The 23,911-nt window shown below is 40.5% G+C and carries 26 protein-coding genes; 12 read left to right on the plus strand and 14 right to left on the minus strand.

Features of this window, described 5'->3' with window-relative positions; genetic code table 11:
- The first annotated feature begins 109 nt into the window (after positions 1–109).
- Entirely contained in the window at positions 110–1,306 is a 1,197-nt protein-coding gene (gene purT / locus Q4600_RS01815; RefSeq protein WP_303512320.1) for a formate-dependent phosphoribosylglycinamide formyltransferase, read from the plus strand.
- Positions 1,307–1,398: 92 nt separating this feature from the next.
- Here the strand turns inward: purT and Q4600_RS01820 are convergent, their stop codons facing one another.
- The 5 genes from Q4600_RS01820 to Q4600_RS01840 form a co-directional block, all read right to left on the minus strand.
- The gene (locus Q4600_RS01820; protein ID WP_303512317.1) at positions 1,399–2,349 is read right to left on the minus strand and encodes a D-2-hydroxyacid dehydrogenase; all 951 of its coding nucleotides are present in this window, start codon (positions 2,347–2,349) and stop codon (positions 1,399–1,401) included.
- 14 nt (positions 2,350–2,363) lie between these two features.
- Entirely contained in the window at positions 2,364–2,987 is a 624-nt protein-coding gene (locus Q4600_RS01825; RefSeq protein WP_102529844.1) for an outer membrane beta-barrel protein, read from the minus strand.
- Between the two features lie 123 nt (positions 2,988–3,110).
- Positions 3,111–3,887: a co-chaperone DjlA gene (gene djlA, locus Q4600_RS01830; RefSeq protein WP_102529845.1), complete on the minus strand. Its 777-nt coding sequence runs from the start codon at positions 3,885–3,887 to the stop codon at positions 3,111–3,113.
- A 57-nt stretch (positions 3,888–3,944) separates the two neighbouring features.
- A complete protein-coding gene (gene murU / locus Q4600_RS01835) occupies positions 3,945–4,625 on the minus strand; it encodes an N-acetylmuramate alpha-1-phosphate uridylyltransferase MurU (RefSeq protein WP_102529846.1) in 681 nt (226 codons plus the stop codon).
- Between the two features lie 48 nt (positions 4,626–4,673).
- Positions 4,674–5,633 carry an aminoglycoside phosphotransferase family protein gene (locus Q4600_RS01840; RefSeq protein ID WP_241906502.1) on the minus strand — a complete coding sequence of 320 codons (960 nt, stop codon included), beginning with the start codon at positions 5,631–5,633 and terminating at the stop codon, positions 4,674–4,676.
- A 176-nt stretch (positions 5,634–5,809) separates the two neighbouring features.
- Between Q4600_RS01840 and lptD the strand changes: the two genes are divergently transcribed.
- The 7 genes from lptD to Q4600_RS01875 all read left to right on the plus strand — a co-directional run bounded on the left by lptD (position 5,810) and on the right by Q4600_RS01875 (position 14,752).
- A complete protein-coding gene (gene lptD / locus Q4600_RS01845; protein ID WP_303512306.1) occupies positions 5,810–8,110 on the plus strand; it encodes an LPS assembly protein LptD in 2,301 nt (766 codons plus the stop codon).
- Positions 8,111–8,244: 134 nt separating this feature from the next.
- Positions 8,245–9,549, plus strand: a complete 1,305-nt coding sequence (surA, locus tag Q4600_RS01850) for a peptidylprolyl isomerase SurA (protein WP_303512304.1) — start codon at positions 8,245–8,247, stop codon at positions 9,547–9,549.
- Positions 9,550–9,558: 9 nt separating this feature from the next.
- Positions 9,559–10,545: a 4-hydroxythreonine-4-phosphate dehydrogenase PdxA gene (gene pdxA / locus Q4600_RS01855; RefSeq protein WP_102529849.1), complete on the plus strand. Its 987-nt coding sequence runs from the start codon at positions 9,559–9,561 to the stop codon at positions 10,543–10,545.
- A 7-nt stretch (positions 10,546–10,552) separates the two neighbouring features.
- A complete protein-coding gene (gene rsmA / locus Q4600_RS01860; RefSeq protein ID WP_102529850.1) occupies positions 10,553–11,359 on the plus strand; it encodes a 16S rRNA (adenine(1518)-N(6)/adenine(1519)-N(6))-dimethyltransferase RsmA in 807 nt (268 codons plus the stop codon).
- A 48-nt stretch (positions 11,360–11,407) separates the two neighbouring features.
- Positions 11,408–11,788 carry a Co2+/Mg2+ efflux protein ApaG gene (apaG, locus tag Q4600_RS01865; RefSeq protein WP_303512301.1) on the plus strand — a complete coding sequence of 127 codons (381 nt, stop codon included), beginning with the start codon at positions 11,408–11,410 and terminating at the stop codon, positions 11,786–11,788.
- Between the two features lie 4 nt (positions 11,789–11,792).
- Complete coding sequence (locus Q4600_RS01870) at positions 11,793–12,608, plus strand: symmetrical bis(5'-nucleosyl)-tetraphosphatase (RefSeq protein WP_102529852.1); 816 nt, start codon at positions 11,793–11,795, stop codon at positions 12,606–12,608.
- 122 nt (positions 12,609–12,730) lie between these two features.
- Positions 12,731–14,752, plus strand: coding sequence for a methyl-accepting chemotaxis protein (locus Q4600_RS01875; RefSeq protein ID WP_102529853.1), 2,022 nt, complete (start codon positions 12,731–12,733; stop codon positions 14,750–14,752).
- 435 nt (positions 14,753–15,187) lie between these two features.
- On the opposite strand, the gene Q4600_RS01880 is transcribed toward Q4600_RS01875, so the two are convergent.
- From Q4600_RS01880 to rplU, 7 genes are all read right to left on the minus strand, one after another.
- A complete protein-coding gene (locus Q4600_RS01880; RefSeq protein WP_102529854.1) occupies positions 15,188–15,580 on the minus strand; it encodes a DUF3718 domain-containing protein in 393 nt (130 codons plus the stop codon).
- Positions 15,581–15,667: 87 nt separating this feature from the next.
- Positions 15,668–16,144: a type 3 dihydrofolate reductase gene (gene folA, locus Q4600_RS01885; protein WP_102529855.1), complete on the minus strand. Its 477-nt coding sequence runs from the start codon at positions 16,142–16,144 to the stop codon at positions 15,668–15,670.
- Positions 16,145–16,171: 27 nt separating this feature from the next.
- On the minus strand, positions 16,172–16,639 hold the full coding sequence (locus tag Q4600_RS01890; RefSeq protein ID WP_102529856.1) for a threonine/serine exporter family protein: 468 nt from the start codon (positions 16,637–16,639) through the stop codon (positions 16,172–16,174).
- The gene (locus Q4600_RS01895) at positions 16,636–17,400 is read right to left on the minus strand and encodes a threonine/serine exporter ThrE family protein (RefSeq protein ID WP_102529857.1); all 765 of its coding nucleotides are present in this window, start codon (positions 17,398–17,400) and stop codon (positions 16,636–16,638) included. Before Q4600_RS01895 ends, Q4600_RS01890 begins: the two co-directional genes overlap by 4 nt.
- Positions 17,401–17,462: 62 nt before the next feature.
- Positions 17,463–18,629 carry an Obg family GTPase CgtA gene (gene cgtA / locus Q4600_RS01900; RefSeq protein ID WP_102529858.1) on the minus strand — a complete coding sequence of 389 codons (1,167 nt, stop codon included), beginning with the start codon at positions 18,627–18,629 and terminating at the stop codon, positions 17,463–17,465.
- A 231-nt stretch (positions 18,630–18,860) separates the two neighbouring features.
- Positions 18,861–19,115 carry a 50S ribosomal protein L27 gene (gene rpmA / locus Q4600_RS01905; protein WP_055024328.1) on the minus strand — a complete coding sequence of 85 codons (255 nt, stop codon included), beginning with the start codon at positions 19,113–19,115 and terminating at the stop codon, positions 18,861–18,863.
- A 16-nt stretch (positions 19,116–19,131) separates the two neighbouring features.
- On the minus strand, positions 19,132–19,443 hold the full coding sequence (rplU, locus tag Q4600_RS01910) for a 50S ribosomal protein L21 (RefSeq protein ID WP_102529859.1): 312 nt from the start codon (positions 19,441–19,443) through the stop codon (positions 19,132–19,134).
- A gap of 277 nt (positions 19,444–19,720) precedes the next feature.
- On the opposite strand from rplU, the gene ispB reads away from it, so the two are divergent.
- Positions 19,721–20,692: an octaprenyl diphosphate synthase gene (gene ispB / locus Q4600_RS01915; protein WP_102529860.1), complete on the plus strand. Its 972-nt coding sequence runs from the start codon at positions 19,721–19,723 to the stop codon at positions 20,690–20,692.
- Between the two features lie 100 nt (positions 20,693–20,792).
- On the opposite strand, the gene ung is transcribed toward ispB, so the two are convergent.
- Positions 20,793–21,452, minus strand: a complete 660-nt coding sequence (ung, locus tag Q4600_RS01920) for a uracil-DNA glycosylase (protein WP_102529861.1) — start codon at positions 21,450–21,452, stop codon at positions 20,793–20,795.
- Positions 21,453–21,546: 94 nt separating this feature from the next.
- Here ung and Q4600_RS01925 point away from each other — a divergent pair, with 94 nt between their 5' ends.
- A complete protein-coding gene (locus Q4600_RS01925; RefSeq protein WP_102529862.1) occupies positions 21,547–22,092 on the plus strand; it encodes a prepilin-type N-terminal cleavage/methylation domain-containing protein in 546 nt (181 codons plus the stop codon).
- 71 nt (positions 22,093–22,163) lie between these two features.
- Complete coding sequence (locus Q4600_RS01930; protein WP_303512287.1) at positions 22,164–22,487, plus strand: DUF3144 domain-containing protein; 324 nt, start codon at positions 22,164–22,166, stop codon at positions 22,485–22,487.
- A 74-nt stretch (positions 22,488–22,561) separates the two neighbouring features.
- On the opposite strand, the gene Q4600_RS01935 is transcribed toward Q4600_RS01930, so the two are convergent.
- The gene (locus Q4600_RS01935; RefSeq protein ID WP_102529864.1) at positions 22,562–23,179 is read right to left on the minus strand and encodes a LysE family translocator; all 618 of its coding nucleotides are present in this window, start codon (positions 23,177–23,179) and stop codon (positions 22,562–22,564) included.
- 173 nt (positions 23,180–23,352) lie between these two features.
- Here Q4600_RS01935 and Q4600_RS01940 point away from each other — a divergent pair, with 173 nt between their 5' ends.
- The gene (locus Q4600_RS01940) at positions 23,353–23,883 is read left to right on the plus strand and encodes a thioredoxin family protein (RefSeq protein ID WP_102529865.1); all 531 of its coding nucleotides are present in this window, start codon (positions 23,353–23,355) and stop codon (positions 23,881–23,883) included.
- Positions 23,884–23,911 lie beyond the last annotated feature (28 nt).

Genomic DNA, 23,911 nt, shown 5'->3' on the forward strand with positions numbered 1-23,911 from the left:
TTTTCTCGTGATCTTTTACACATTTATAGCCTTTGCTAATCAATCGATTACGAATAAAAGATAAAATGAATCAGTGATCTCCCTACAAGCTTCCTAACAAGGTAAAACAATGAACGCTCATACTCCTTTCAACTTTGGTACTGCCGGTACTGAAGGCTCTATAAAAGCCATGCTGCTAGGTTGCGGCGAACTCGGAAAAGAAGTAGCCATTGAGCTGCAGCGCTTCGGCGTTGAAGTCATTGGAGTCGACCGTTACCCTAATGCTCCAGCAATGCAAATTGCACACCGCTCTCATATCGTCAATATGCTCGATGAAGTCGCATTAAAAGCGGTAATTGAACTTGAGCAGCCTCATCTGGTTATCCCTGAAATTGAAGCCATTGCCACACAAGCACTAGTGGAAATCGAAGCCACTGGGGTCAATGTGATTCCAACAGCAAAAGCCACACAATTAACCATGGACCGTGAAGGCATTAGAAGACTTGCAGCTGAAACGTTAGGCATCCCAACCTCACCTTATTTCTTTTGCGATAACTTAAGCGAATTTAAAGCAGCAATAATTAAAATTGGATTACCTTGTGTCGTGAAGCCTGTTATGAGCTCTTCTGGAAAAGGGCAAAGCGTCATTAAAAACGAGCAGCAAATAGAGCAAGCTTGGCAATATGCACAAGAAGGCGGACGTGCTGGCGGCGGCCGCGTGATTGTCGAAGGTTTTATTGATTTTGATTATGAAATTACGCTACTAACCATTAGTGCTATAAATGGCATTCATTATTGCGACCCGATTGGTCATCGACAAGAAGATGGTGACTACCGTGAGTCATGGCAGCCACAAGCAATGTCAGCTGTCGCGATTGAAAAAGCACAACAAATTGGTGAACAAGTAGTAAAAGCCTTAGGTGGATTTGGCCTCTTTGGAGTAGAGCTCTTTATCAAAGGTGATAAAGTTTACTTTTCTGAAGTATCGCCAAGACCACACGACACTGGTTTAGTTACACTCATTAGCCAGGATATCTCTGAATTTGCATTACATGTTCGCGCTATTTTAGGCCTGCCAATCACGGAAATCAGGCAGCATGGTGCCAGTGCATCTGCAGTTATTCTTGCTGAAGGCCAATCAAGTAACATTCGATATCAAGGTGTAGAAAATGCTCTATTGGAAGCAGACACTCAAGTTAAATTGTTTGGTAAACCTGACATCGATGGCCGCAGAAGACTAGGTGTCGCGCTTGCAAGAGATAAAGACATCGACTCATCAATCGCTAAAGCCAAACGCTCTGCAGCTGAAGTAAACGTCGTTTTTTAGCTCGCATTTGAATGCTGAGTACCTTATTGGTAAAACGAAAAAGCCTAACATGTGAGTGTTAGGCTTTTTACTTGAGCATTGCTTAAGAAATGCTAGTTCACTGTATTAATCGGTGAGCCATTCAAAAACTGCTTCACGTTATTTACTGCAATGTTCAATAGATTCTGCCTAGCTTCAATTGTTGCCCAAGCAATATGTGGAGTGATAATAATATTATCGGCTGATAACAAAGGATTATTTTTTTCTGGCGGTTCAGTAGAAAGTACATCGACAGCGGCGAAGAGTTGCTGCTGATTCAACGCTTGTGCTAATGCCGCTTCATCTATCAGACCACCACGTGCTGTATTCACTAGCAACGCCCCCACTTTCAATAAAGATAAACTGCCTTGATTAATCATCTTATCAGTCGCTTCATTTAACGGGCAGTGTAATGAAATGATATCTGATTGAGAGAGTAGAACATCCAAAGGTTGCCAGGTAACATTTTCAGGTAAATCCGTTTTTTCATGAGCACTGGTAATAATCACTTTCATGTTAAATGCAGTCGCTAATGAAGCCACTTGTTGGCCAATATCACCATAGCCCACAATACCAATGGTCTTTCCTTTGAGTGACATTAAAGGAGATAAAGTGAAGCAAAAGTCCCGGGAGCTTGTCCACTGGCCTTGCTTAACCGCGCAGTCATGCAAAGAGACTTGTTGGCAGTGCTGTAAAATCAGGGCAAATACCATCTGAGCTACGGCATCAGGTCCATAAGCAGGCACGTTGGTTACCACGATATTACGTTCACTAGCAGCATTCATATCAACAACGTTCGTCCCTGTTGCTGTGACACCAATATATTTAAGTTGTGGACACTGCAGTATCACATTTTCAGAGATTACAGCTTTATTAGTAAGCACAATATCAGCTCGATGACAGCGAGGTATTATTTGATCATTTGAACTATGTTCAAATACTTCCACTTCACCTAGTGAAGACAAAGATGCCCATTTAAGATCGCCAGGGTTGAGTGTATAGCCATCAAGTACGACTATTTTCATGCTCGGTCACCTATTTAAAATTTAATCTCTAAACCGACATTGGCCTGCCCTTGCCACATGACATCAGCAGATATATGCCAAACGCACTCATTAGGGCCACAAAAGAATGTGTTATCTGAATTAACGAATGTCGCATAGCCTCTTACATCAGCAAATAATGCCACTTGCGGCGTGATTTCATATGCTGCACCACCACCAAAGCCCATCGAAAAGCGTGTCTCTGATGAGTAATCACCGCTTGGACGCATATGCGTTGCCCCAGCTGTAACTGTTACGTAAGGTTTAAACTTGCCATTTGGAAAATATAAACTGCCACCTAAATGGAAATAATCAACATCAAGCTCGTTAAACACTTCATTGCTAAAAGCACCATTTCTCACATCAGTTGCTTGAGTACTGTATAGAAAATAGATATTGCCAGGATCTTTGGTTGTCGTACCAATCATGACGCCATAATGTTCTGACTCTGAAATTTTTAACTTACCGCTCTCACTGGTATTAGGATCTGAAATATCAAATTCACTACTACCAAAACTATAACCACCAAAAGGGGAAACATAAATTTCAGCTTGAGATGAAAAAGATATTGCAGCAGTACTGACAATAGTAACGAAACTCGCAATAGCGGTTAATTTCATGTGTAACTCCGTATACAACAAGCAATTATCATTGAAATAGCTCGGAAAATTGTTTGAATATCAGCTCGAACAATAACTAGAATAATAATCCCGAGCTAACTCATACTTTTTCCGTGAATATTTTTAGCGCATTCCTCGGGATGTTTTGACGGTTTCATATGCCGACTGGATATCTTGTGCTTTGGCTTTAGCAAGCTCCATCATTTCTTCTGGCAGACCTTTAGCGACTAATTTATCGGGATGATGTTCATTCATCAATTTGCGATAAGCCCGTTTAATTTCTTGGTCACTTGAAGATTCTTCTTTACCCAGCATCGAATAAGCATCATCAAGTTGCATTGCACTGCCAGCTCCTGACTGGTGATGATGAAACTCGGCTTGCCAGCGATTAAGTAGCGCGTCTAAGTGAGCTTGGCCTAAACCTAACTCTTTGGCAACTGTAGATAAAATTTGTTTTTCTTTGCTGTGTAATTCACCATCGGATAACGCAGTTTGAATTTGAATTTCCAAAAACATTTGCAGAATTTCTGTTCGACCTTGGCTCATAGCACGAAATTCACGTAAGGTTTCTACTAAATCGAAATCGGCATCACGACCTTTTCTGAATGCCGTCTGGGCATCCTTTCTGGCATCACCAGTGAGCTTCATTTGATCCATCAACATTGACGCGATACGAATATCAACATCAGTGACGTGACCAGAGGCTTTAGCGACATGGCCCATTACTGTGAAGGTCGTATTAAAAAACTGAGCTTGGCGGGCTTGACCTTTGCGCATCATATCCGCAAACCCTGCTCGTTTATCAAATAAATGACCTAACCACAGCCCTAAAACAGCACCAAAACCTCTGCCGAACATATAGCCAATGATAAACCCAAAAACTTTGCCCCAAATACGCATCAAACTTCCCGCTAAATTACACCAAGCTGCTACGAACGTCTTGGTTAAGTGAATACATTAATGATTTTCAATATAGTGTGTGAGCTGTGCCAATCTCTCTACTGTTCCTACGTCACACCAATATGAGCCAGAATAGCTACCCGCTATTTTATCAAGCGATATTTTTTGTCTCAATAAAGGACCTAAAGCGCTTTTTCCAGGAGCTAATTCAGTAAACATTTTGGGGTGATATATTCCCATTCCTGAATAGGTAAACTTATTACTCTCAGATTCAGACACTTGTTGATCAATAATAGCAAAATCCCCTTGTGGATTATGCTTAGGATTATCAACTAACCATAAAAAAGCATCTAATTCTGAATTGGCACGCATTACAGACTTTGCCTGCTCTAGATCAGGTAATTCATCGATATATATATCGCCATTGATAAGTAAGAAAGGCTTGTCTCCCAATAACGCCAATGCTTGCTTAATCCCGCCAGCTGTTTCTAAGGCTTTTTCTTCTGCGCTATACTGAATTGATAATCCCCAGCTACTGCCGTCACCTAATGCTTCCGGCAACTTGTGGCCTAACCAAGCATGATTAATCACTACCTCTTTGATGCCGGCTTTAGCCAGCTTTTCGAGATGATAAACTATCAAGGATTTACCTGCGGCCTTAACTAATGGCTTAGGCACTTTATCCGTTAAAGGTCTTAAGCGCTCTCCCCGCCCAGCAGCCAAAATCATCGCCTTCATCTATAACCTCTTTAATAAAAATGGCTTACACATCTAGAATTCATGCTGTTACGCACAGTTAACTTTTGGTAATACATGTTGTTTAACCCAGTCACCAAACTGATGTAGCTGAGGATATAAAGCGGCAACTTCTACGATATAGGTTAAAGTTAACGGAATATCTTTTAGGTAACCCGCTTTTCCATCTCTATGATTCAGTCGAGCAAAAATGCCTGCGGCTTTAACATGTCGTTGTAAGCCCATTAAATCAAACCATGTTTGATATTGTGTAAAAGTAACACTGTTAGACATTAACCCTTGTTGTAGACACAACTGCCAATGCTCTTGTTTTAATGAATCAATGATCTCGTTTGGCCATTTGATATAGCAGTCTCTTAGTAAAGAAACAGCATCATAAGTAACCGGCCCTAACACGGCATCCTGAAAATCAATCAGTGCTAGCTCATTATCAACAACGAGGATATTGCGACTATGAAAATCTCGATGCATTCCGACACTTGGCTGTTCAAGCGCACTTGTTGTTAATACACTGAATGCATGCTCAATAATCTTTTTATCACTGTGGCTTAAAGTCAAACCCAAATGTTTAATTAACAGCCATTCAGTAAATATGTCTAATTCTCGCGCCACAAATGCTTGGTCATAAACAGGTAATACGCCTTGTTCAGTTTCAGTGACGGTGGCGACTTTAGGTAATAACGCTAAGGCTTTGCGGTACAAATCGGTCACTGAGTGCTCGTTTAATTGATTTAAAAGCTGCTCATCACCTAAGTCAGACTGTAAAACAAACCCGTTTAGCTCATCTTGTGCAATTATCTTCGGGGCTATCAAACCAGCCTTTTCATAAGCTTTCGCCATATAAATGAAAGGCATAATCGGCACCAATTCAATCGGTGAATCTGAGACTATATAAGAGTTTGCTAAATGTTTAACTCGAAAATAGCGACGAAAACTGGCATCCCCACAAATGAGTTCAATAGACACCTCTGTCTTAAAATATTGACTCAACCAACTCCTTAGTAAAATAAATCTTCTATCTGATAAACTCATCTCAATGGCTCTTATGGGAAAATTGCTTTATTATAGCCAACATAACATTTGGAAACAGCTAAAGATAAATTGTTAGCTGCGGCTTTTTTTCGATTCATTTTGTCTAGACTAAGAATTCATAATCATTAATTAAAATGCAGATCCGCTACTTTCTGGCATTGAGCCTGTTACCTAACCTAGTCTCGGCACAAGAACCCACTGACACAGAAGCGGTTGAGCTTCATTGTGTGATTAACCCACCGGTTTCTAGTTCGATTGACGAACGCCAACAAGTCCCTAATTTATCAGCAGAAGATATTGTGATCATTTCTGATCGTTCAGAAGCTGCTATGGGCGATAAAGCACATTTCTCAGGTAACGTCAGTTTTAGCCAAGGTACTCGTCATATCAGCGCTGACGAAGCTATTTTGGACCAAAAAAATGAACAATTAGATGCCAATGGTAACTTAATTTTCTCAGATGAGATGTTCACTGTTACAGCGGACTCCCTCAATGCGCAAATGGTTTCCAGTAGCGCGACACTTAATGGTGCGCAATATTGGTTGCATGGTCAGCAAATCCATGGCGATGCTGAACAACTAAAAGTCACTGAACAAAATAACCTTGAGTTACGCAATACCAATTTTACCACTTGTCCTGTAGGCGATAATTCGTGGCTGTTAGAAGCGGAAGAAATCCGCATTGATAGCACTGAAGAGTGGGGCGAAATTTGGGATGCTAAAATCCGTATTGCGGGTGTACCCGTGATGTATGTGCCTTATATGACGATTCCAGTTTCTGATAAGCGTAAGTCGGGTTTCTTATTCCCTGACTTTAGCACCAGCACCACCAATGGTGTTGAAGTTAGCACGCCTTATTACTGGAATATTTCGCCTGAGTATGACCTAACCTTCACGCCGACTTATATGTCTGCACGTGGTTTTTACTCTAAAACAGAATTTCGATATTTAGCAGGTGAAGACCAAGAGGGTCAATTTAACCTAGAATATCTCGCCAATGATGACAAATTAGACAATAGTCCAGATCGTTACCTTTACCACTGGCGTCACCAAGGTTCAATTAATGAAAATTGGCGTGTACAAGCGAACTTTACAGACGTATCAGATAATAACTATTTCAATGATTTAAGTTCAGATGTCAATCGTTCTACCGATAATCAGTTATCGCGAGTGGGTGAAATCAATTACTTTGAAAAAGATTGGGATTTTGGTATGAAAGTCCAAGATATTAAAGTGCTGGGCGAAGACGAAGTGCCGTATCAAGTCATGCCACAGCTTAACTTTAATTATCAAACTAATGATTTCTGGGAAGGGTTAGATTTCAAATTTAATTCTGAATTAACAAACTTTCAGCACAAAGAAAATGAATACTCAACGGCAACGCGTTTCCACATGGAGCCGAGTATTACCCTACCTATTCAGGGCCCAGCGGGTTCATTGACCAGTGAAATAAAGTTACTTCAAACTCAATATTGGCAAAATAATATTGCCAGTGATAGTGAACTTGAAGATACGGTGAGTCGTACCATCCCTCAAGCCCGACTGCACGGTCAAATTAACTTTGAGCGTGAAACCCATATGTTTGACGCCGATTTTAGGCAAACACTAGAGCCACAATTTCAATACCTTTATGTCGGCTATGAAGACCAAGATGGTATTGGCATTTACGATTCAGCTAAATTACAAGAAGATTACTTTGGTTTATTCCGCGACCGACGTTACTCAGGTCTTGATAGAATCGCTGATGCAAACCAAATGACATTAGGTCTCACAACGCGTTTATTTGATGACGCGAATATCGAGAAATTAAAAGTCAGTATTGGTCAAATTATTTATTTCCAAGACAGTAGAATTAACTTTGCTGATGAGAATGTTGAAGTATCACCGTCAACCTCAGTATTAGCCGCTGAAGTGGATGCTAACCTTTATCAAGATTGGTTCATTAGTGGTGCTGTGCAATTTGATAGTGAACAAGGTGAAACCAAGAAAAGTGAAGTGACATTAGATTTTCGTCCAAGTAATGATAAGTTGCTTCAGTTTAGTTATCGCTATGTGCCAGACCTATTAAATACCAATACCAACGACCGAGTAGATATTTCTCAGGTGGGTATGCGTACCTCATGGCCTATTAGCGACGATTTGTATTTTGTGGGTAATTTTTATTACGATCTCAACGAATCTCGTAGTATTGAAACCTACACTGGGGTGCAATATGAGGCTTGTTGCTGGGCAATGCGTTTAAGTTATCATTACCGCATCAAGACCAATTACGACGATGATTTAAACCCTAGTATTGATACTAGAGAACAATTTGAGAGTGGCGTATACCTCAACTTTATTATTAAAGGTTTAGGTGGTTCTGGTCCTCTCGGTGTTGAAGATATGCTAAACGAAGGATTATTTAACTATCGCAAACCACTTTACTTAAGCAATTAGCCATCATTTATGCACCATTTGTGATAGATTGCTGAACCTAGTGGAAAACAAATAGTCCTATTAAACGTTAACAACACTATTTTGGCGACAGTGCCAATAATAATTAGAAAATTTAAGTGCCAAGGATTCTGTGGATGAAACACTGTAAGAAAATGATTTTTGCTTTATTTACTCTGGCTGCAAGCCAAGTATCGATAGCTGCTCCTGTGCCGCTAGACAGCGTTGCCGTGCAAATCAATGAAGGTATCATACTCGAAAGCGAAATCAGCCATATGATCACTTCGGTTAAATCAAATGCTGAAAAAGCGGGTCAAGGTCTGCCTTCAGATAATGCCTTACGCACTCAAGTTATTGAACGCTTAATTTTAACTCATTTACAGTTACAAATGGCTGAACGAATCGGCCTTTCAATTGGTGATTTACAATTAGATCAAACCATCGAAAATATTGCTAAAGAGCAACAGTTAACTGTTAGCCAAATGCAACAACAGATCGAAAGCGAAGGCATGAGCTTCGGTCAATACCGTGAACAACTTCGTGAAGAAATTACCATTGGTGAAATTCAACGTATTCAAGTTCAGCGTCGTATTCAGGTTTCTCCGCAAGAGATCAATAACTTAGTTAAGATGATTCAAGAGCAAGGCCTTAAAGATGTTGAGTTCCAAGTAGGTCATATCTTAATTGAAGTGCCTAGCAACCCAACCAGTGAACAACTTGAAGCATCAAGCAAGCGTGCTAACATCGTACTTGAACGCTTAAATGAAGGTGAAGACTTCAGACGTACAGCTATTGCCTCTTCTTCAGGACCAAAAGCGCTAGAAGGCGGTATTTGGGATTATATGAGCATCAATGAAATGCCTACACTTTTTGCTGAGGTGGTTACTGATGCGAAAAATGGCGATGTTATCGGTCCAATTAAAAGTGGTTCTGGATTCCATATTATTAAAATCATGGATGCCCGAGGTCTACAAACCCAAGAAATCAGTGAAGTACGTTCACGCCATATTCTGCTGAAACCGTCACCGATTCTTTCTGAAGATCGCGCCAAGGCAATGCTAGAAAGCTTCTTATCACAAATTCGTTCAGGTGAAGCTGACTTTGCAGATCTAGCCCGTCAATATTCAGAAGATCCTGGTTCAGGGGCTAAAGGCGGCGAATTAGGTTGGGCTGAACCAACTGTTTACGTACCAGAGTTTGCTCAAACACTAAACAGTCTTGAAATATATGAGATAAGTGAGCCATTCCGCACCACACACGGCTGGCACATAGCTCAATTAGAAGAAAAGCGTACAACTGATGCAACGGATCAGTTTAATAGTAACCGTGCTCATCAGTTAATCTATCGTCGTAAATTTAACGAAGAACTGCAGAACTGGTTAGATGAAATGCGTACAGAAGCTTACATTGAAGTTTTTGAACCAGAGAGTACTCGAGGTTAACCTAATTTAATGACACAAAGAATTGCGATTACGCCGGGTGAACCGGCGAGTATCGGCCCAGATATTGTAATTAAACTTGCTCAGCAGGCTTGGCCTGCTGAGTTAGTTGTTTGTGCAGATCCGGAATTATTAACCAGCCGAGCTAAAATGTTAGGTTTGCCGCTGAGTCTACGTCCTTACCAGCCTACACTTGATGCTAAACCGCAAGAAGCTGGCACATTGACCATCGCTCCGTTTACATTAGCCGCAGAAGTTGAATGCGGAAAACTAAACGAAATAAACAGCGCTTATGTTGTAGATACCCTGCGTTACGCCGGTGAGAAGAACATGAGCAATGAATTTGCTGCAGTGGTCACTGGCCCAGTTCATAAAGGCATTATTAACCAAGCAGGCATTCCTTTTAGTGGCCACACTGAATTCTTTGCATTACAAGCAAATTGCCAAGATGTAGTTATGATGCTTGCCGCGCCAGGTTTACAAGTGGCGCTAATGACCACACATATTCCATTAGCGTATGTTGCCAAGGCAATAACTCGCGAACGTTTACACCATATTATCCAAATTTTGCACAGCGAATTAGTGCAAAAGTTTGGCATCACTTCACCTAAAATATATGTGTGTGGATTAAATCCTCATGCAGGTGAAGATGGACACTTAGGAAGGGAAGAAATTGATATCATGATCCCAGCACTTAATGAGCTGCGTGAACAGGGTATTGATATTGTCGGGCCTTTGCCTGCTGATACACTATTCCAACCTAAATACTTACAAGAAGCAGATGTGGTTCTTGCTATGTATCACGACCAAGGACTTCCAGTACTTAAATCATTAGGTTTTGGAAAATCGGTTAATATCACCTTAGGTCTTCCGTATATCAGAACCTCTGTCGATCATGGCACTGCATTAGAACTTGCGGGCACTGGCGAAGCAGATTGCGGTAGTTTTACCTGTGCATTAAACAAAGCCATTGAATTGGCCTCAAAAGTAAGTAAATAAATTTCCAATGAGCAATAAAGTACATTTAGGCCACACGGCTAGAAAACGTTTCGGGCAAAACTTTTTAACTGATGAAAGTGTCATCAGTAGAATTGTGGGCGCAATCTCACCAGACAACGATCATGTAATGGTTGAAATTGGTCCTGGTTTAGGTGCATTAACTGAACCCGTTGCAGATGCAGTTGATAATTTAACTGTTGTTGAACTGGATAAGGATCTTGTAGAGCGTTTACAAAATCACCCAGTATTAAAAGATAAATTAACCATTAACCAAGGTGATGCGCTTAATTTTGATTTTAGCCAGCTTCAACAAGACGGTAAAAAGATGAAAGTATTTGGCAACTTGCCATACAACATCTCAACGCCGTTGATGTTTCACCTTTTCGAATTTGCCGAAATCATCGAAACCATGCACTTTATGCTGCAAAAAGAAGTGGTACTACGCTTGTCTGCAAGTCCAGGCACAAAAGCTTATGGCCGCTTAACTGTCATGGCTCAGTATTTCTGTAAAGTGGTTCCTGTTCTAGAAGTACCGCCAGAGAGCTTTAAGCCTGCACCAAAAGTAGATTCTGCAGTGGTGCGTTTATTGCCTTACGATGTGAAGCCTTTCCCCTGTAAAGATGTGAATGTTTTACGCCATTTATGTACCACAGCCTTTAACATGCGTCGTAAAACATTAAGAAATAACTTAAAGCAAATGATCACTGACGAAGAGTTTAGTCAATTAAACATTGATTCTACACTCAGACCAGAGCAAATAAGCGTTGAACAATATGTTGCGCTAGCCAATTTGGTTTGTGATAAAGGTGAGTAAATTCAAGGGCATTTTAATTAAATGCCCTTTCTTTTTTTAGGAAGTTTGATGACCTCTGTAGCTGCTAACGTAAAAATAAAAGTTGAAACAAATTACCTTGAAGAACAATCATCAGCAGAAGATGAAAAGTATTTGTTCAGTTATACCATCACCATTATTAACCTCAACGAAATCCCAATCACGCTAAAAGACCGTCACTGGATCATCACTAACGCCAATGGTGATACTAGCGAAGTCAAAGGGCCTGGTGTTGTCGGTGAAACCCCAACTATTGCTCCTGATACCGCTTATCAATATTCAAGTGGCACCGTAATGGAAACCCCTGTTGGCTTTATGGAAGGCAGCTACGGCATGGTGACCGAACAAGGTGAGCCTTTTAAAGCTAGTATTCCTACTTTTAGACTCGCGATTCCAGGTATTTTACAGTAGCACTATGGCACATTATTTTGTTGGCGATATACAGGGCTGTTTTGACGAACTTAAATTGCTGCTAGCAAAGGTAGACTTCAATCCAGCTAAGGATGAACTTTGGGCAGTCGGTGACTTAGTTGCTCGTGGCCATGGTTCTCTGCAAACGCTTCGTTATTTAAAATCCTTAGAAGGCAGCGCTAAAGTCACCCTTGGTAATCATGACCTCCATTTACTGGCTTTACACGGTAAGCTTAAAAGAGCTAACCCCAAAGATAACCTAGCTGAACTACTCGCGGCTGATGACATTTCTAACTTGATTGATTGGCTAAGACAACAGCCCTTGGTACAAACCCTACCTTCGCATAATATCATCATGACCCATGCAGGTGTCCCACCGCAATGGGATTTAACCACACTGCAAACTGAAGCCCTTGCAGTGAGCAATGCGCTAAAAGAGAATGATTATCTAAACTCTCTTATCGCAAAAATGTACACTGAAGCGCCTGATTTATGGGATAGTAAGTCTAAAGGGCTACCTAGATTAAGGTACTGCATTAATGCGCTGACGCGAATGCGTTACTTACATCCAGATGGTAGTTTGGATTTTGGATGTAAAAAGCCAATAAAAGATAAAAACTCAGGGTTAACACCTTGGTTTGAATTCGATTCAGAGCTTAAAGACAACCACACTTTAGTATTTGGCCATTGGGCCGCTCTTATGGGAGTGACTCAACAAGATAACGTTTTGGCATTGGATACGGGCTGTTGTTGGGGAGAATATATGACACTTTGGCATGCTGAAACCAATGAAAAACTAATTCAGCAAAAACTAAAATAATTAATAAATTGTTAAACTAATAATAACCTTAGCCGATAAAGCTAATAGATCTCACATGATCACATTACCCTGAGCGATCAAGAGATAAATTCGGGATAAAATAATAACAGCCGGAGTATGCTATGAAAATTAATGTTGCCACCAGAGTCATTGGCGGTTTTACTGTTGTAACACTTCTTTTAATCATATTGGGAGGTGTATCACTGCTTACCAATAGTACCATTAAAGATAGCACTACAACGTTGCAAAGAGTTAGCCTACCAGCCCTCACTGCAACGGGTGAATTAACCCAAAACTTAAGTGCTCAGCAAATTCAAATTTTATTTGGCTATTACACAGATCAGTCTGCACAAATCCCAGCTGTTGAGAAAAAGATCCAGACAGAATCAGCAGAATTCACTAAAACCTTGAATAAGCTGTCTAACCTCATCTCCGATAGACAAGAGTTTTCAAGTAATCTTTCGCAATTAAAATCTAGCTATTCAAGTTTTGATAAAAACAGCAAGCTCATGCTAGAAGAACATGAAAGCGCACTTATTAAGCATGAAACGCTTTTATCACTACGAAGTGACTTAGAAGATAGTGCAGATGAAGCATCGTCAATTCTGTTAGATCTGATTGATCTAGAAATGAGTGAAGATGCAACCGAGCAAAGTATTGCTGCAACAGCCAGCGTTGTAGACAGTACCTTTATCAACATTATCACTACGGTATACGACTTAGTTGCAGCAAAAGACAACAGCAAGTACAACGTAATAGTTAATGAGCTTGACTATATGGTCAGTGATACACGAGTTAAGATTGAACATATCAATCGTCAGGGGCGCGGTATCGTCAGTGACAATACCTTAAATGACTTGAATGCTGAAAGTGAAGCTGTCTTTAAATTAATTAACGACAATAATGGCATTATTGCTATAAAAGGGCAGCAACTGAGTCACGATCAACAAGCTGAAAAAATGCTCGCTGCTACCGATAAAGCCCGTTTAGATGTTAACGCTAAGATGATTAACTTAGCTAATAATATCGAAGGTTTTACAGGTGAAATTAGTGACAGCGCTATTCAGAATATCGACTCTGCAAGTTTGAAAACAATGTTTGTTGTCATTCTTGCCATTCTCGTTTCGATTGTTGTAAGTATTGCAGTGGTTAAACCACTGACTCGTTCATTAGCGAAAGTGAATCAGGCATTAAATATTCTCGCCTCGGGTGATCTAACTCATAAGCTTGATGACACGGGACATGATGAATTTGCAGAGCTTGCTAAAAACTGTAACAGTTTAGTCGATAGCCTACGAAATCTGATTGTTGGTATTCTAGACCGCTCAAACCAACTTGCAGCAGCAGCTGAAGAAACGTCTGCAATCACCACTCAAACAACCAGTGGTATCCAAGAGCAAAAGAGCCAAGTTGACCAAGTCGCTACAGCCACAACACAATTAAGTTCAAGTGCTCAGCAAGTGTCAATGAGCGCTGATCAAGCACTAGAGCAAATTAAACAGGCTGATGAAGAAACACAGCATATGCGCACAATTGCTGAAGAAAACAAGCTAACGATTCTTGCCCTCGCTGATGAAGTTGCTAAAGCAGGTCAAGTGATTAATAAAGTTCATTCTGATAGTGCTTCTATTGGTTCAATTCTTGATGTTATTCGTGGTATTGCAGAACAAACAAACTTACTTGCACTTAATGCTGCAATTGAAGCTGCACGTGCAGGTGAACAAGGGCGCGGATTCGCTGTCGTAGCAGATGAAGTGAGAAGCTTAGCATCTCGAACTCAAGAATCGACAAGTGAGATTCAGCAAATGATTGAGATACTGCAGCAAGGTGCTCAACAAGCTGTGTCAGTGATGGAATTAGGTCGCTCACAAGCAAGTAGCTGTGTTGATAAAACAGAGCAAGCGAACTTAGCACTAGAAACCATTAGCCAATCGGTTCACAAAGCCTATGATTCTGGTAATCATATTGCTCAAGCTGCACAAGAGCAAAACCTTGTCAGCCAGCAAGTATCAGAAATGCTAGAACATATTGCCGCTATATCTGAAGAAACGGCAACAGGTGCAGATCAAACTGCGCAGTCAAGCCATCAAGTAGCAATGCTATCTGAAGAGCTACAAAGCTCGGTGGGTGAATTTAGAGTATAAACACCCAACTATCACCATTTAAACAAAAAGGCTCTTAGGAGCCTTTTTTAATACCTTAAATTCACTTTAAAGCCGACGTTTCGCCTGCAGCCACAACTTAACACTTCAGAGGATGAAAAGGGTTTCGAAGAAGCATGAAGCAGATAAGAATAAAGCCGTTTACCCACCACTTCCTTCAATTATGCTGACTAGTTAGGCAAGTGAGTTTGTAACGCTAGCTTGTTCAGTGAACAAACATCTACATCCAGCATTTTTAAGACGGTTATTAATCATCAAATTAAAGCCATAAAAAAACCGCCATGATGGCGGTTTTTAGATTAATTGCTATTTGTACTAACGAAAGACGCAAATCAACAATCAATCTAGCTCGTTATGACGCAATACACTTTCTATTGCACCAAACCGTAACAAATGACTCAATACGTAAACTAACGTTTATTCACCACCGCTGATACGATCTTGAACTGCAGCAGTAATAGCACTTCCGCTATGACCATTTGCATTTGCCCAATCAAGAATGCTTTTACCGTCAGCTTCTGGTGTGCTTAAGTCACCGGCAGGAAGACGCTTTGCAATATACTCACCTACTTCTAATGAATTAGAGTTGTAAGCTGTTCTTAATAAGCTGTTACCGTCACAAGAAACACCAGTGTAAATATTGCGTAATTTTACGCGGCTTTCTTTCAACTTTTTACGTAAACGGTTTTTGTCATTAGATTTTACATAATCACAAATGTTTGCGACAAGTTGATCGGTATTCGCTTCGGCAGGGGTTGACACAAAAGATGCTGCAATTAGGGCTGCTAAGGCCACTGGCAATAAACGCATCTGACACTCCTTTTTAGGTATTTTTATTTTTGTACCTACCATCAAGGGTAAGTATCAATTCAGGGTAACACAGGACACAATTTAACATTATTTCACCAAAGTGTTAAAGCTATATTGCAATTGTGATTCATTTATCTCAACAACCTTCTCAGTTAATGTCCAACTACCATCATCCCACTCAGGAAAAAAGGTGTCACCATCAACAGTTAACTCTATGAAGGTTAGATAAAGGGTATCGGCTAGCGGTAGAATTTCTTTATAGAGTTGTCCACCACCAATCACAACTATTTCCTCACAATCGCTAACAAGTTCTTTTGCTGCCTCAAAAGAATTTACGCAACTGACTCCTTCAGGCTGATAATCATTCTGACGAGTTATCACAATATTATGACGCCCTGGGAGTGGCCTTCCAATAGATTCAAAAGTCTTGCGCCCCATCACCACAGGTTTTCCTAATGTCATGGCTTTAAAGTGTTTTAAGTCTTCAGGTAAATGCCAAGGCATTTTATTGTCTTTACCGATAACACGATTATTTGCCATGGCGGCAATCATTGCGATGCGCATGTATAGTCCTTATAAATGCTTAAGAATTTAAATAATGGGTCGAGTGCGATAATAAACCAGTGATGGCATAGCCAGCCCCACCGCGATAGCACCCAGAATAAATACCGTTTTTAAGCCGTTAAAAATCACTAGCGAAGTTAAATCACTGCTTATTTGTTCTTGAACACTGAGTTGTACAATTGATATCAAAGTATTGTATGCGTATGTGCCAGGCACCATAGGAATAATGGCAGCAACAGAATACATAAGCGGAGGCGCTAAATGTTTCTTAGCAAAACGGATAGTCATCACGCCAACAAGTGCAGCTGCAGCAAAGGTTGCCCACTCAATAGGCATATCAAAGTGCATCAATAAAGATCGAAAGCTATGGCCAATGGCGCCAGCTAAACCACAGTAAGGTAAAAATCGCTTTGGAACATTAAACACCATTGCAAAGCCGATCGCTGGTATAGCAGAAAAGAAAGCATCATGGAGTAACTCTAGGAAGAGATTCATAGAAAAAACTCCCCTCCCAGTGCCATCGCCAACGTAATCCCTATCACTGTAGACAGAGTTAACAACGTGGCATGTCCCCACCGGGATATTCCAACATTCATATGGCCTTTAACCATATCTGAAATAGCGTTAATCAAGGGAAAACCTGGCACCAACATTAGTACACTGGCTGCCATGGCTGTTTTAGGCGTATCAGTTACATCAATGACATAGCCAAGCTGGGCGATTAATGTGGTGATGAAAGCGGTTATTGAAAAAATAATCAGTAAATTAAAATGCTTTTTAACTAATGACAGTCGTACTGACATCCCGACAGCTGAGGCGATAAAGGTAATGATACATGACGCGACATCACCACCAAATAAGTGACAAAAACTCGCACAAGATAGGCCTATCATGCCAATAACATACTTGGCTGGGTAGCTCCTCGGTTCAATTTTTTCTAAACGTCTTTTGACCTGCTTCGCGCCATAAATGCCCTTTTCTGCAAGTAGGCAAATTCGTTGCACCTCACACACAATCATCATATTGATGCCATGCTCTCTAATACGTCTTGTGGTGGTGATACAACGCCCATGAACTAGGCTGGTTAAAACGAGGGAGTTGGAGGAGATGGAAAGTTCGATACTGGCTAAGCCGAGAGCTTTGCCTAAGCGCTGGCTGATCTCTTCAACAAGATCAGATTCAGCGCCGTAAGCTAAGAGTAATTGCGCACTGCGTACCACAAGACGAGTGATATCATTTTGAGTTTCTGCGTACACTGGTCTCTCTTATTACCCTATTAATAACACCATAATAATCTAGGCGATTTTATCTCTCAATATTAACGTTGATAAATAATCTCTACATCATAATCATCTTCGTCAAAGTCATCATCAAAATCGTCATCATAATCTTCATTGACTGATTCAACGTTTGCTTGATGATAATTATCCCACTTGAATTCAACTTCATCTTCAGGATTTGCTAGTTCATCTTCTGCAGGAAGTGCAGAAATAAAGTCTAACAATTTCAGACTGAGGTCTTCTGTATTGGTACGGTTGAATGCCGACATAGTATAAATGTCGCCTTTCCAATCGATTTCCTTAACGATGTGCTCCATTTTCTCAGCAAGCTCATCTTCTTGAAGCAAATCTATTTTGTTAAACACTAACCAACGAGGTTTGGCTGCTAACTTTGGAGAGTACTTCTCAAGTTCAGCCACAATTGAGCGAGCAGATTCAACAGGATCGCTGCCATCAATAGGATCGATATCGATGATGTGTAATAACACACGACAACGCTCTAAATGCTTTAAGAATCGAATACCTAAACCTGCACCGTCAGAAGCACCTTCAATCAAACCTGGGATATCTGCGATGACAAAGCTTTGGCCTGGACGTGGGTTTACTACACCAAGGTTAGGTACTAATGTCGTGAACGGGTAATCAGCAACCTTTGGCGTTGCACGAGAAACTGAACGTATAAAGGTTGATTTACCTGCATTAGGTAATCCCAATAAACCAACGTCAGCCAATAGCAATAACTCAAGTTTAAGCATGCGTACTTCGCCTGCTGTTCCTAAGGTTTTTTGTCTTGGAGCGCGGTTAGTACTGCTTTTAAAGCGAGTATTACCTAAACCGTGGAAACCACCTTTAGCCACTAATAATTTCTGACCATGAGTGGTTAAATCACCTAGCAACTCTTCAGTTTCAAAATCCATTGCACGCGTACCTACTGGTACTTTTAATAACGTATCTTCGCCGCCATGACCGGTACAGTCACGACCACGACCATTCTTACCGCGTTCAGCGATATAAGAACGTACAAATCGAAAATCAATAAGCGTGTTCATGTTTTCGTCTGCGACTAAAAATACGTTACCGCCATCACCGCCGTCACCACCGTCTGGGCCGCCGTCTGGCACATATTTCTCACGTCTGAAGCTAACGCAGCCACTGCCACCGTTACCCGCTTCAACTTTGATTTTAGCCTCATCTATAAACTTCATACATACTCCTGACACCACTTAATGTGCCAATTATAACCTCAAAAGACTGAGATGTGCAGGGAAGCGTAGAAGATACAATCACCATAAATCGCTTACTGCAAAAAAATAACTATCGATGTGATACATCGAAATACTTCATTGAAGTTTAGTTAACTAAATTCAACAATGAGGTAAAAAACACAAAAGCCCCGCCAGAAGGCGGGGCTTTCAAAGACTGATTAGAGTCTAGAATTAAGCTTCGATGCTAATAAACTTACGGTTATTAGGACCTTTTACTTGAAACTTAACTTTACCGTCTGTTAATGCAAACAAAGTATGGTCACGACCGATACCTACGTTTACACCAGCGTGGAACTTAGTACCACGTTGACGTACGATGATGTTACCAGCAACAACTGATTCGCCACCGAAACGCTTAACACCAAGACGTTTGCTTTCTGAATCGCGGCCGTTACGAGTAGAACCGCCAGCTTTTTTATGTGCCATGAGTTAGACTCCTAAATTATGCGCTGATCGCAGTGATTTTAACTTCAGTGAACCATTGACGATGGCCCATTTTCTTTTCGTGATGCTTACGACGATTGAACTTTTGAATAGTTACTTTCTCACCGCGACCGTGGCTAACCACTTCAGCAACAACTTTACCACTAGCAACTAGAGGAGTACCAACGTGAACGTTCTCACCATCAGCAACCAATAATACTTGATCAAACTCTACAGTTTCACCAGTAGCAACTTCAATTTTCTCTAAACGAACTGTATGACCTTCAGCAACACGATGTTGCTTTCCGCCACTTTGAAAAACAGCGTACATAGCTATTTCACTCCAAATGGACTAACACTCCGATTCGTAATAGTAGATATCGGGTGCTAAAAACTTTTAATGACAATGGGCGCGGATTCTACGGCAAGATTAGCAGTCTGGCAAGCGTTAAATTTGAATCATTAAAAAAAGCTCGGTTTAACTCTCACTATCTAAGAACAAAAGCTGTCTAAGGCATGAAAATTAGTTAAAATTTGTTAATATACAATTTGAACCTTATATAGTGGGCAATATAATTTGCCCAATAGCCTAATAACTAGAGACCATTATGGATTTGAACGCCATTCGTCAACTAGCTGATAATGACATGCAAGCCGTCAATCAGTTAATTTACAAACAACTTGAGTCTGATGTTGCATTAATAAACCAACTGGGTTTTTACATTATCAATGGTGGTGGTAAGAGACTTCGTCCACTGCTTTCTGTATTAGCCGCTCGCGCTATTGACTATAAAGGTGAAGAACATCTTAAGTTAGCTGCCATTATTGAATTTATCCACACAGCTTCTTTATTGCATGATGATGTAGTAGATGAATCGACCCTAAGGCGCGGCCGCAAAACTGCTAATGCGCTTTTTGGAAATAGTGCTAGCGTACTTGTTGGTGACTTCTTATATACCCGTTCTTTCCAGATGATGACTGAACTCGACAGCATGAAAGTGCTAAGAGTTTTAGCAGATACCACCAATATTCTTGCTGAAGGTGAAGTCTTACAATTGATGAATTGTAATGACCCTGAAACCACGGAAGAAAATTATATGCGAGTGATTTACTGCAAAACAGCTAAATTATTCGAAGCCGCGACCTTACTCACAGGTGTGATTGCAGATGTGAGTCAAGAACAGCAAACCGCATTAGGTGAATACGGTAAATTCCTCGGAACAGCATTCCAGTTAACCGACGACTTATTAGATTACACTGCTGATGCTGATGAGCTTGGTAAAAATATCGGTGATGACTTAGCTGAAGGCAAACCGACATTGCCATTGATTTACGCTATGGCACACGGTAACGACACTGCAAAAGCACTGATTAAAGAAGCCATTGAAAAAGGTGACGGTACTAAGGCTATCGACGAGATTGTTGCAGCACTCAAAGAATCTGGTGCGCTTGAATACACTAAGCAGAAAGCAGACCAAGAAGCTGATAAAGCGATCGCAGCACTCGCTCCGATCCCAGATAGTGAATATAAAACAGCGTTAATTTCATTAGCTAAAATATCAGTTCAACGTAACAACTAATTTATAGCTGTTAAGTTCGCGATAAAAAATGCACTTCGCTTTCATTAGCCAAGTGCATTTTTATTATGTTCAAAAAATGTTTGTTAGATTTACTGAGTATCTAGACCTGCCAATCAATCGGCATATTACCCTTCTGTGCCAGCAGTTGATTAACTTTTGAAAAATGCTGACAGCCAAAGAAGCCACGATAGGCTGATAAAGGTGATGGATGTGGCCCAGTTAGAACCTGATGCTGCGGAGCATTAATTAACTTGCCCTTCTTAATAGCATGAGCGCCCCACAACACAAATATAATAGACTCCTCACGTTCATTAAGGCATTGCATGGCATTATCGGTAAAAGTCTCCCAGCCAGCCTTTGAGTGTGAGTGAGCCTTACTTTCTTCAACCGTTAATACTGTATTGAGCAACAACACACCTTGTTCAGCCCAATGGGTTAAGTTACCGTGTTTCGGGATCTCAAAACCTGCAATATCTTGTTTCAGCTCTTTATAAATATTTACCAATGAAGGTGGCGTTTTCACTCCAGCTTGGACCGAGAAGCATAAGCCATGAGCTTGTCCTGCGCCGTGATAAGGGTCTTGCCCGAGTATCACCACTTTAACCTTATCTAGTGGGGTTAAATCAAACGCATTATAGATATCTTCCGATGGCGGAAAGATGACTTTATCAAGTCGTCTTTGATTATCTAGAAACTGCTCCAACGCGACAAAATACGCTTTCTTTTTTTCTAGTGCTATGAACTCTATCCAACTGTCCATCAGATTATTTACTCCATTGAATTGCCAACAACTCGCATAAAAATATTTTTAACTTAAAATTAATTTCATAACAAAATAAAAAGGATGTTGGTTGATGCCCAAGAAACTGAACACCAAAAAGACATTTGGTTTTACCCTAATAGAATTAGTCGTAGTTATTATTATATTAGGCGTTATTGCCGTTATCGCATTACCCAAGTTTATCAATATTAAACAAGATGCTGAAGTTTCTACAGTCCAAGGGACTGGCGGCGCTTTTTCCAGCGGTATTTCATTGGCTAATATGAAATGGGCAGCGTTAGGAAATTCTGGCCCTGCTGATAATCTTCAGATTTTTGAAAACGCAGGTACTGATGGTCAGCTAGACATTAATCAATGGGGCTATCCGGCACAAAATTGGCCTCCTTTTGAATCATCCCCAAGACTCAATAACACCAATGACTGTATTTCCGTTTGGGAGACTATCTTGCAAGATGCTCCTTCCATTACAACCAGCACTAACCCTGACGACTCAGTTTACAGAGCCACTTATATCAATCCAGATCAATGTCGGTATTTCTATAATCCATTAGCCACACTCTCAATCTATTACGACTCACGCAATGGTCAAGTGATCACAGATTCTGACCCGAATACGTAATTGCTACTTTATTCTGTCGGTAAAGTAGGTAGACTCTTGGCTAATTTTTAAATCATTGTGAGAAGATTTTCATGTCTGAAGAAAAAACAGAAACAACCATGTACCAATTAGCGGATCAATTTATTGCCCTGGCAAATCAACTTGGTCAAACTGAAAATGATATCGGTAAAGTCGGTACTGCGCTTCGCTTTGCTGCTGCGCGCTACAATGCCTTCGAAGCTGCAATCAAGTCTTCAGATTTAGAAGCAGAAAAAGAAAATGCCTTAAATTGGTTCTCTGATGAATACAAAGGCATGCTGAACGAAAACTTGAATGATCATATCAAGAACCCTCCAGGCGGACAAAAAGCCACAGAAGAAAAAACTGATGATTCAGTGCAAGTCTTCAAAGGCTAATTGATAGACTTGATATACGAAAAAGCCATCTAACCGATGGCTTTGTATTTTTCGGCTAAACCAACCTTGTAACACTAGAACAAATTAATAATCACCCTAACAGCTAGTAAAATAAGTACTACCCCTGACAACTTATCAATTATCGCCGCCTTGTCGCGAAGCCGTGACAAAACAGGCCCGTGAGACAACACCACTGCAATAATGGTATACCACAAACCATCGACCACAAGCGGGGTTAATACAATCAAAGTTTGCCCTGTAAGCGTTTCAGCCGCTATAACGAATTGACTAAATAGGGCGAGAAAAAACAATAAGATTTTCGGGTTAAATAATGAAATTGCTAAGCCATCTCTCGCCGCTTGCAGCAATGAACTTGGCTCACCAGATTGCAGTTTTTGCTCCATGCCTCCTTTAGATTGAAGTGCTTGAAACCCCATCCATGCAAGATAAAGTGCCCCAACAACCGCAATGGCGTTAAAAATAATGGGTGATTTTTCTAAAACAACAGCCAGTCCTAATAACGTCACCAATGCATAAACGCCAATACCGATTGAGTGCGCCCAAGCACAAACAACGCCATGTAATCGCCCGCCTGACAAAGTATGCCTCAATACCATAGCTAAACTTGGCCCTGGCGACATCGCCCCTAAACAACAAATGGCTAGTAAACCTAACCAAGTACTAAACGCCATTACACTCGATTCCCATATTTTGCATTGTTAACTCTTTGAGTCTGTATGAATCAACTCATTAAAAGCCGTACGTTACCATGAATTTCTATTAACAACATTCATTTAACCTCAAATTAAGTAATCCTTGATATAGTGAATGTCAATATACTGTACACATCTCAGAGAACATCATCATGACCTTAATGTTTCCTATATTGCTTGGTTTATTGCTTGCTGGTATTGCGTTACTTATTTTCTTTAAAATCAAAGGGAAAAATATTCCTACCGCCATTATTATATTGTTAGGTTTTATGACGATATGCTTTACTGGGATATATGCATTTTTACAAAAAACTGAAGATTATAATGCATATAAACGACTACAATGGCAGCCTCTCAACCCTGCACAGATAGCCCCATTAGTCGATCAAGGTTATACCGTTTTTGTGGATATATACGCTGACTGGTGTTTACCGTGTCGAAGCAATAAAGCGAATGTCACTCGTCGTGAAACGATAGTAAATGCATTAGAAGCAGATAATATTGTACTAATGAAAGGTAACTGGACAGAGCCCAACCCCATGATTGAAAGCTATGTAGGCAAAAATGGTGGAATGGGTACACCATTTAACAAAGTCTATGGTCCCAGTCATCCTCAAGGAATACTACTTCCTGTAGAGTTAACCATGAACGCTGTATTTCAATCTTTAGAAGCAGCTAAGTAATCAGTCTGATTAAGATAAGTTAAATGTA

It is taken from the genome of Shewanella sp. 2_MG-2023, assembly GCF_030548905.1.
GTDB classification, from domain to species: Bacteria; Pseudomonadota; Gammaproteobacteria; order Enterobacterales; family Shewanellaceae; genus Shewanella; species Shewanella electrodiphila.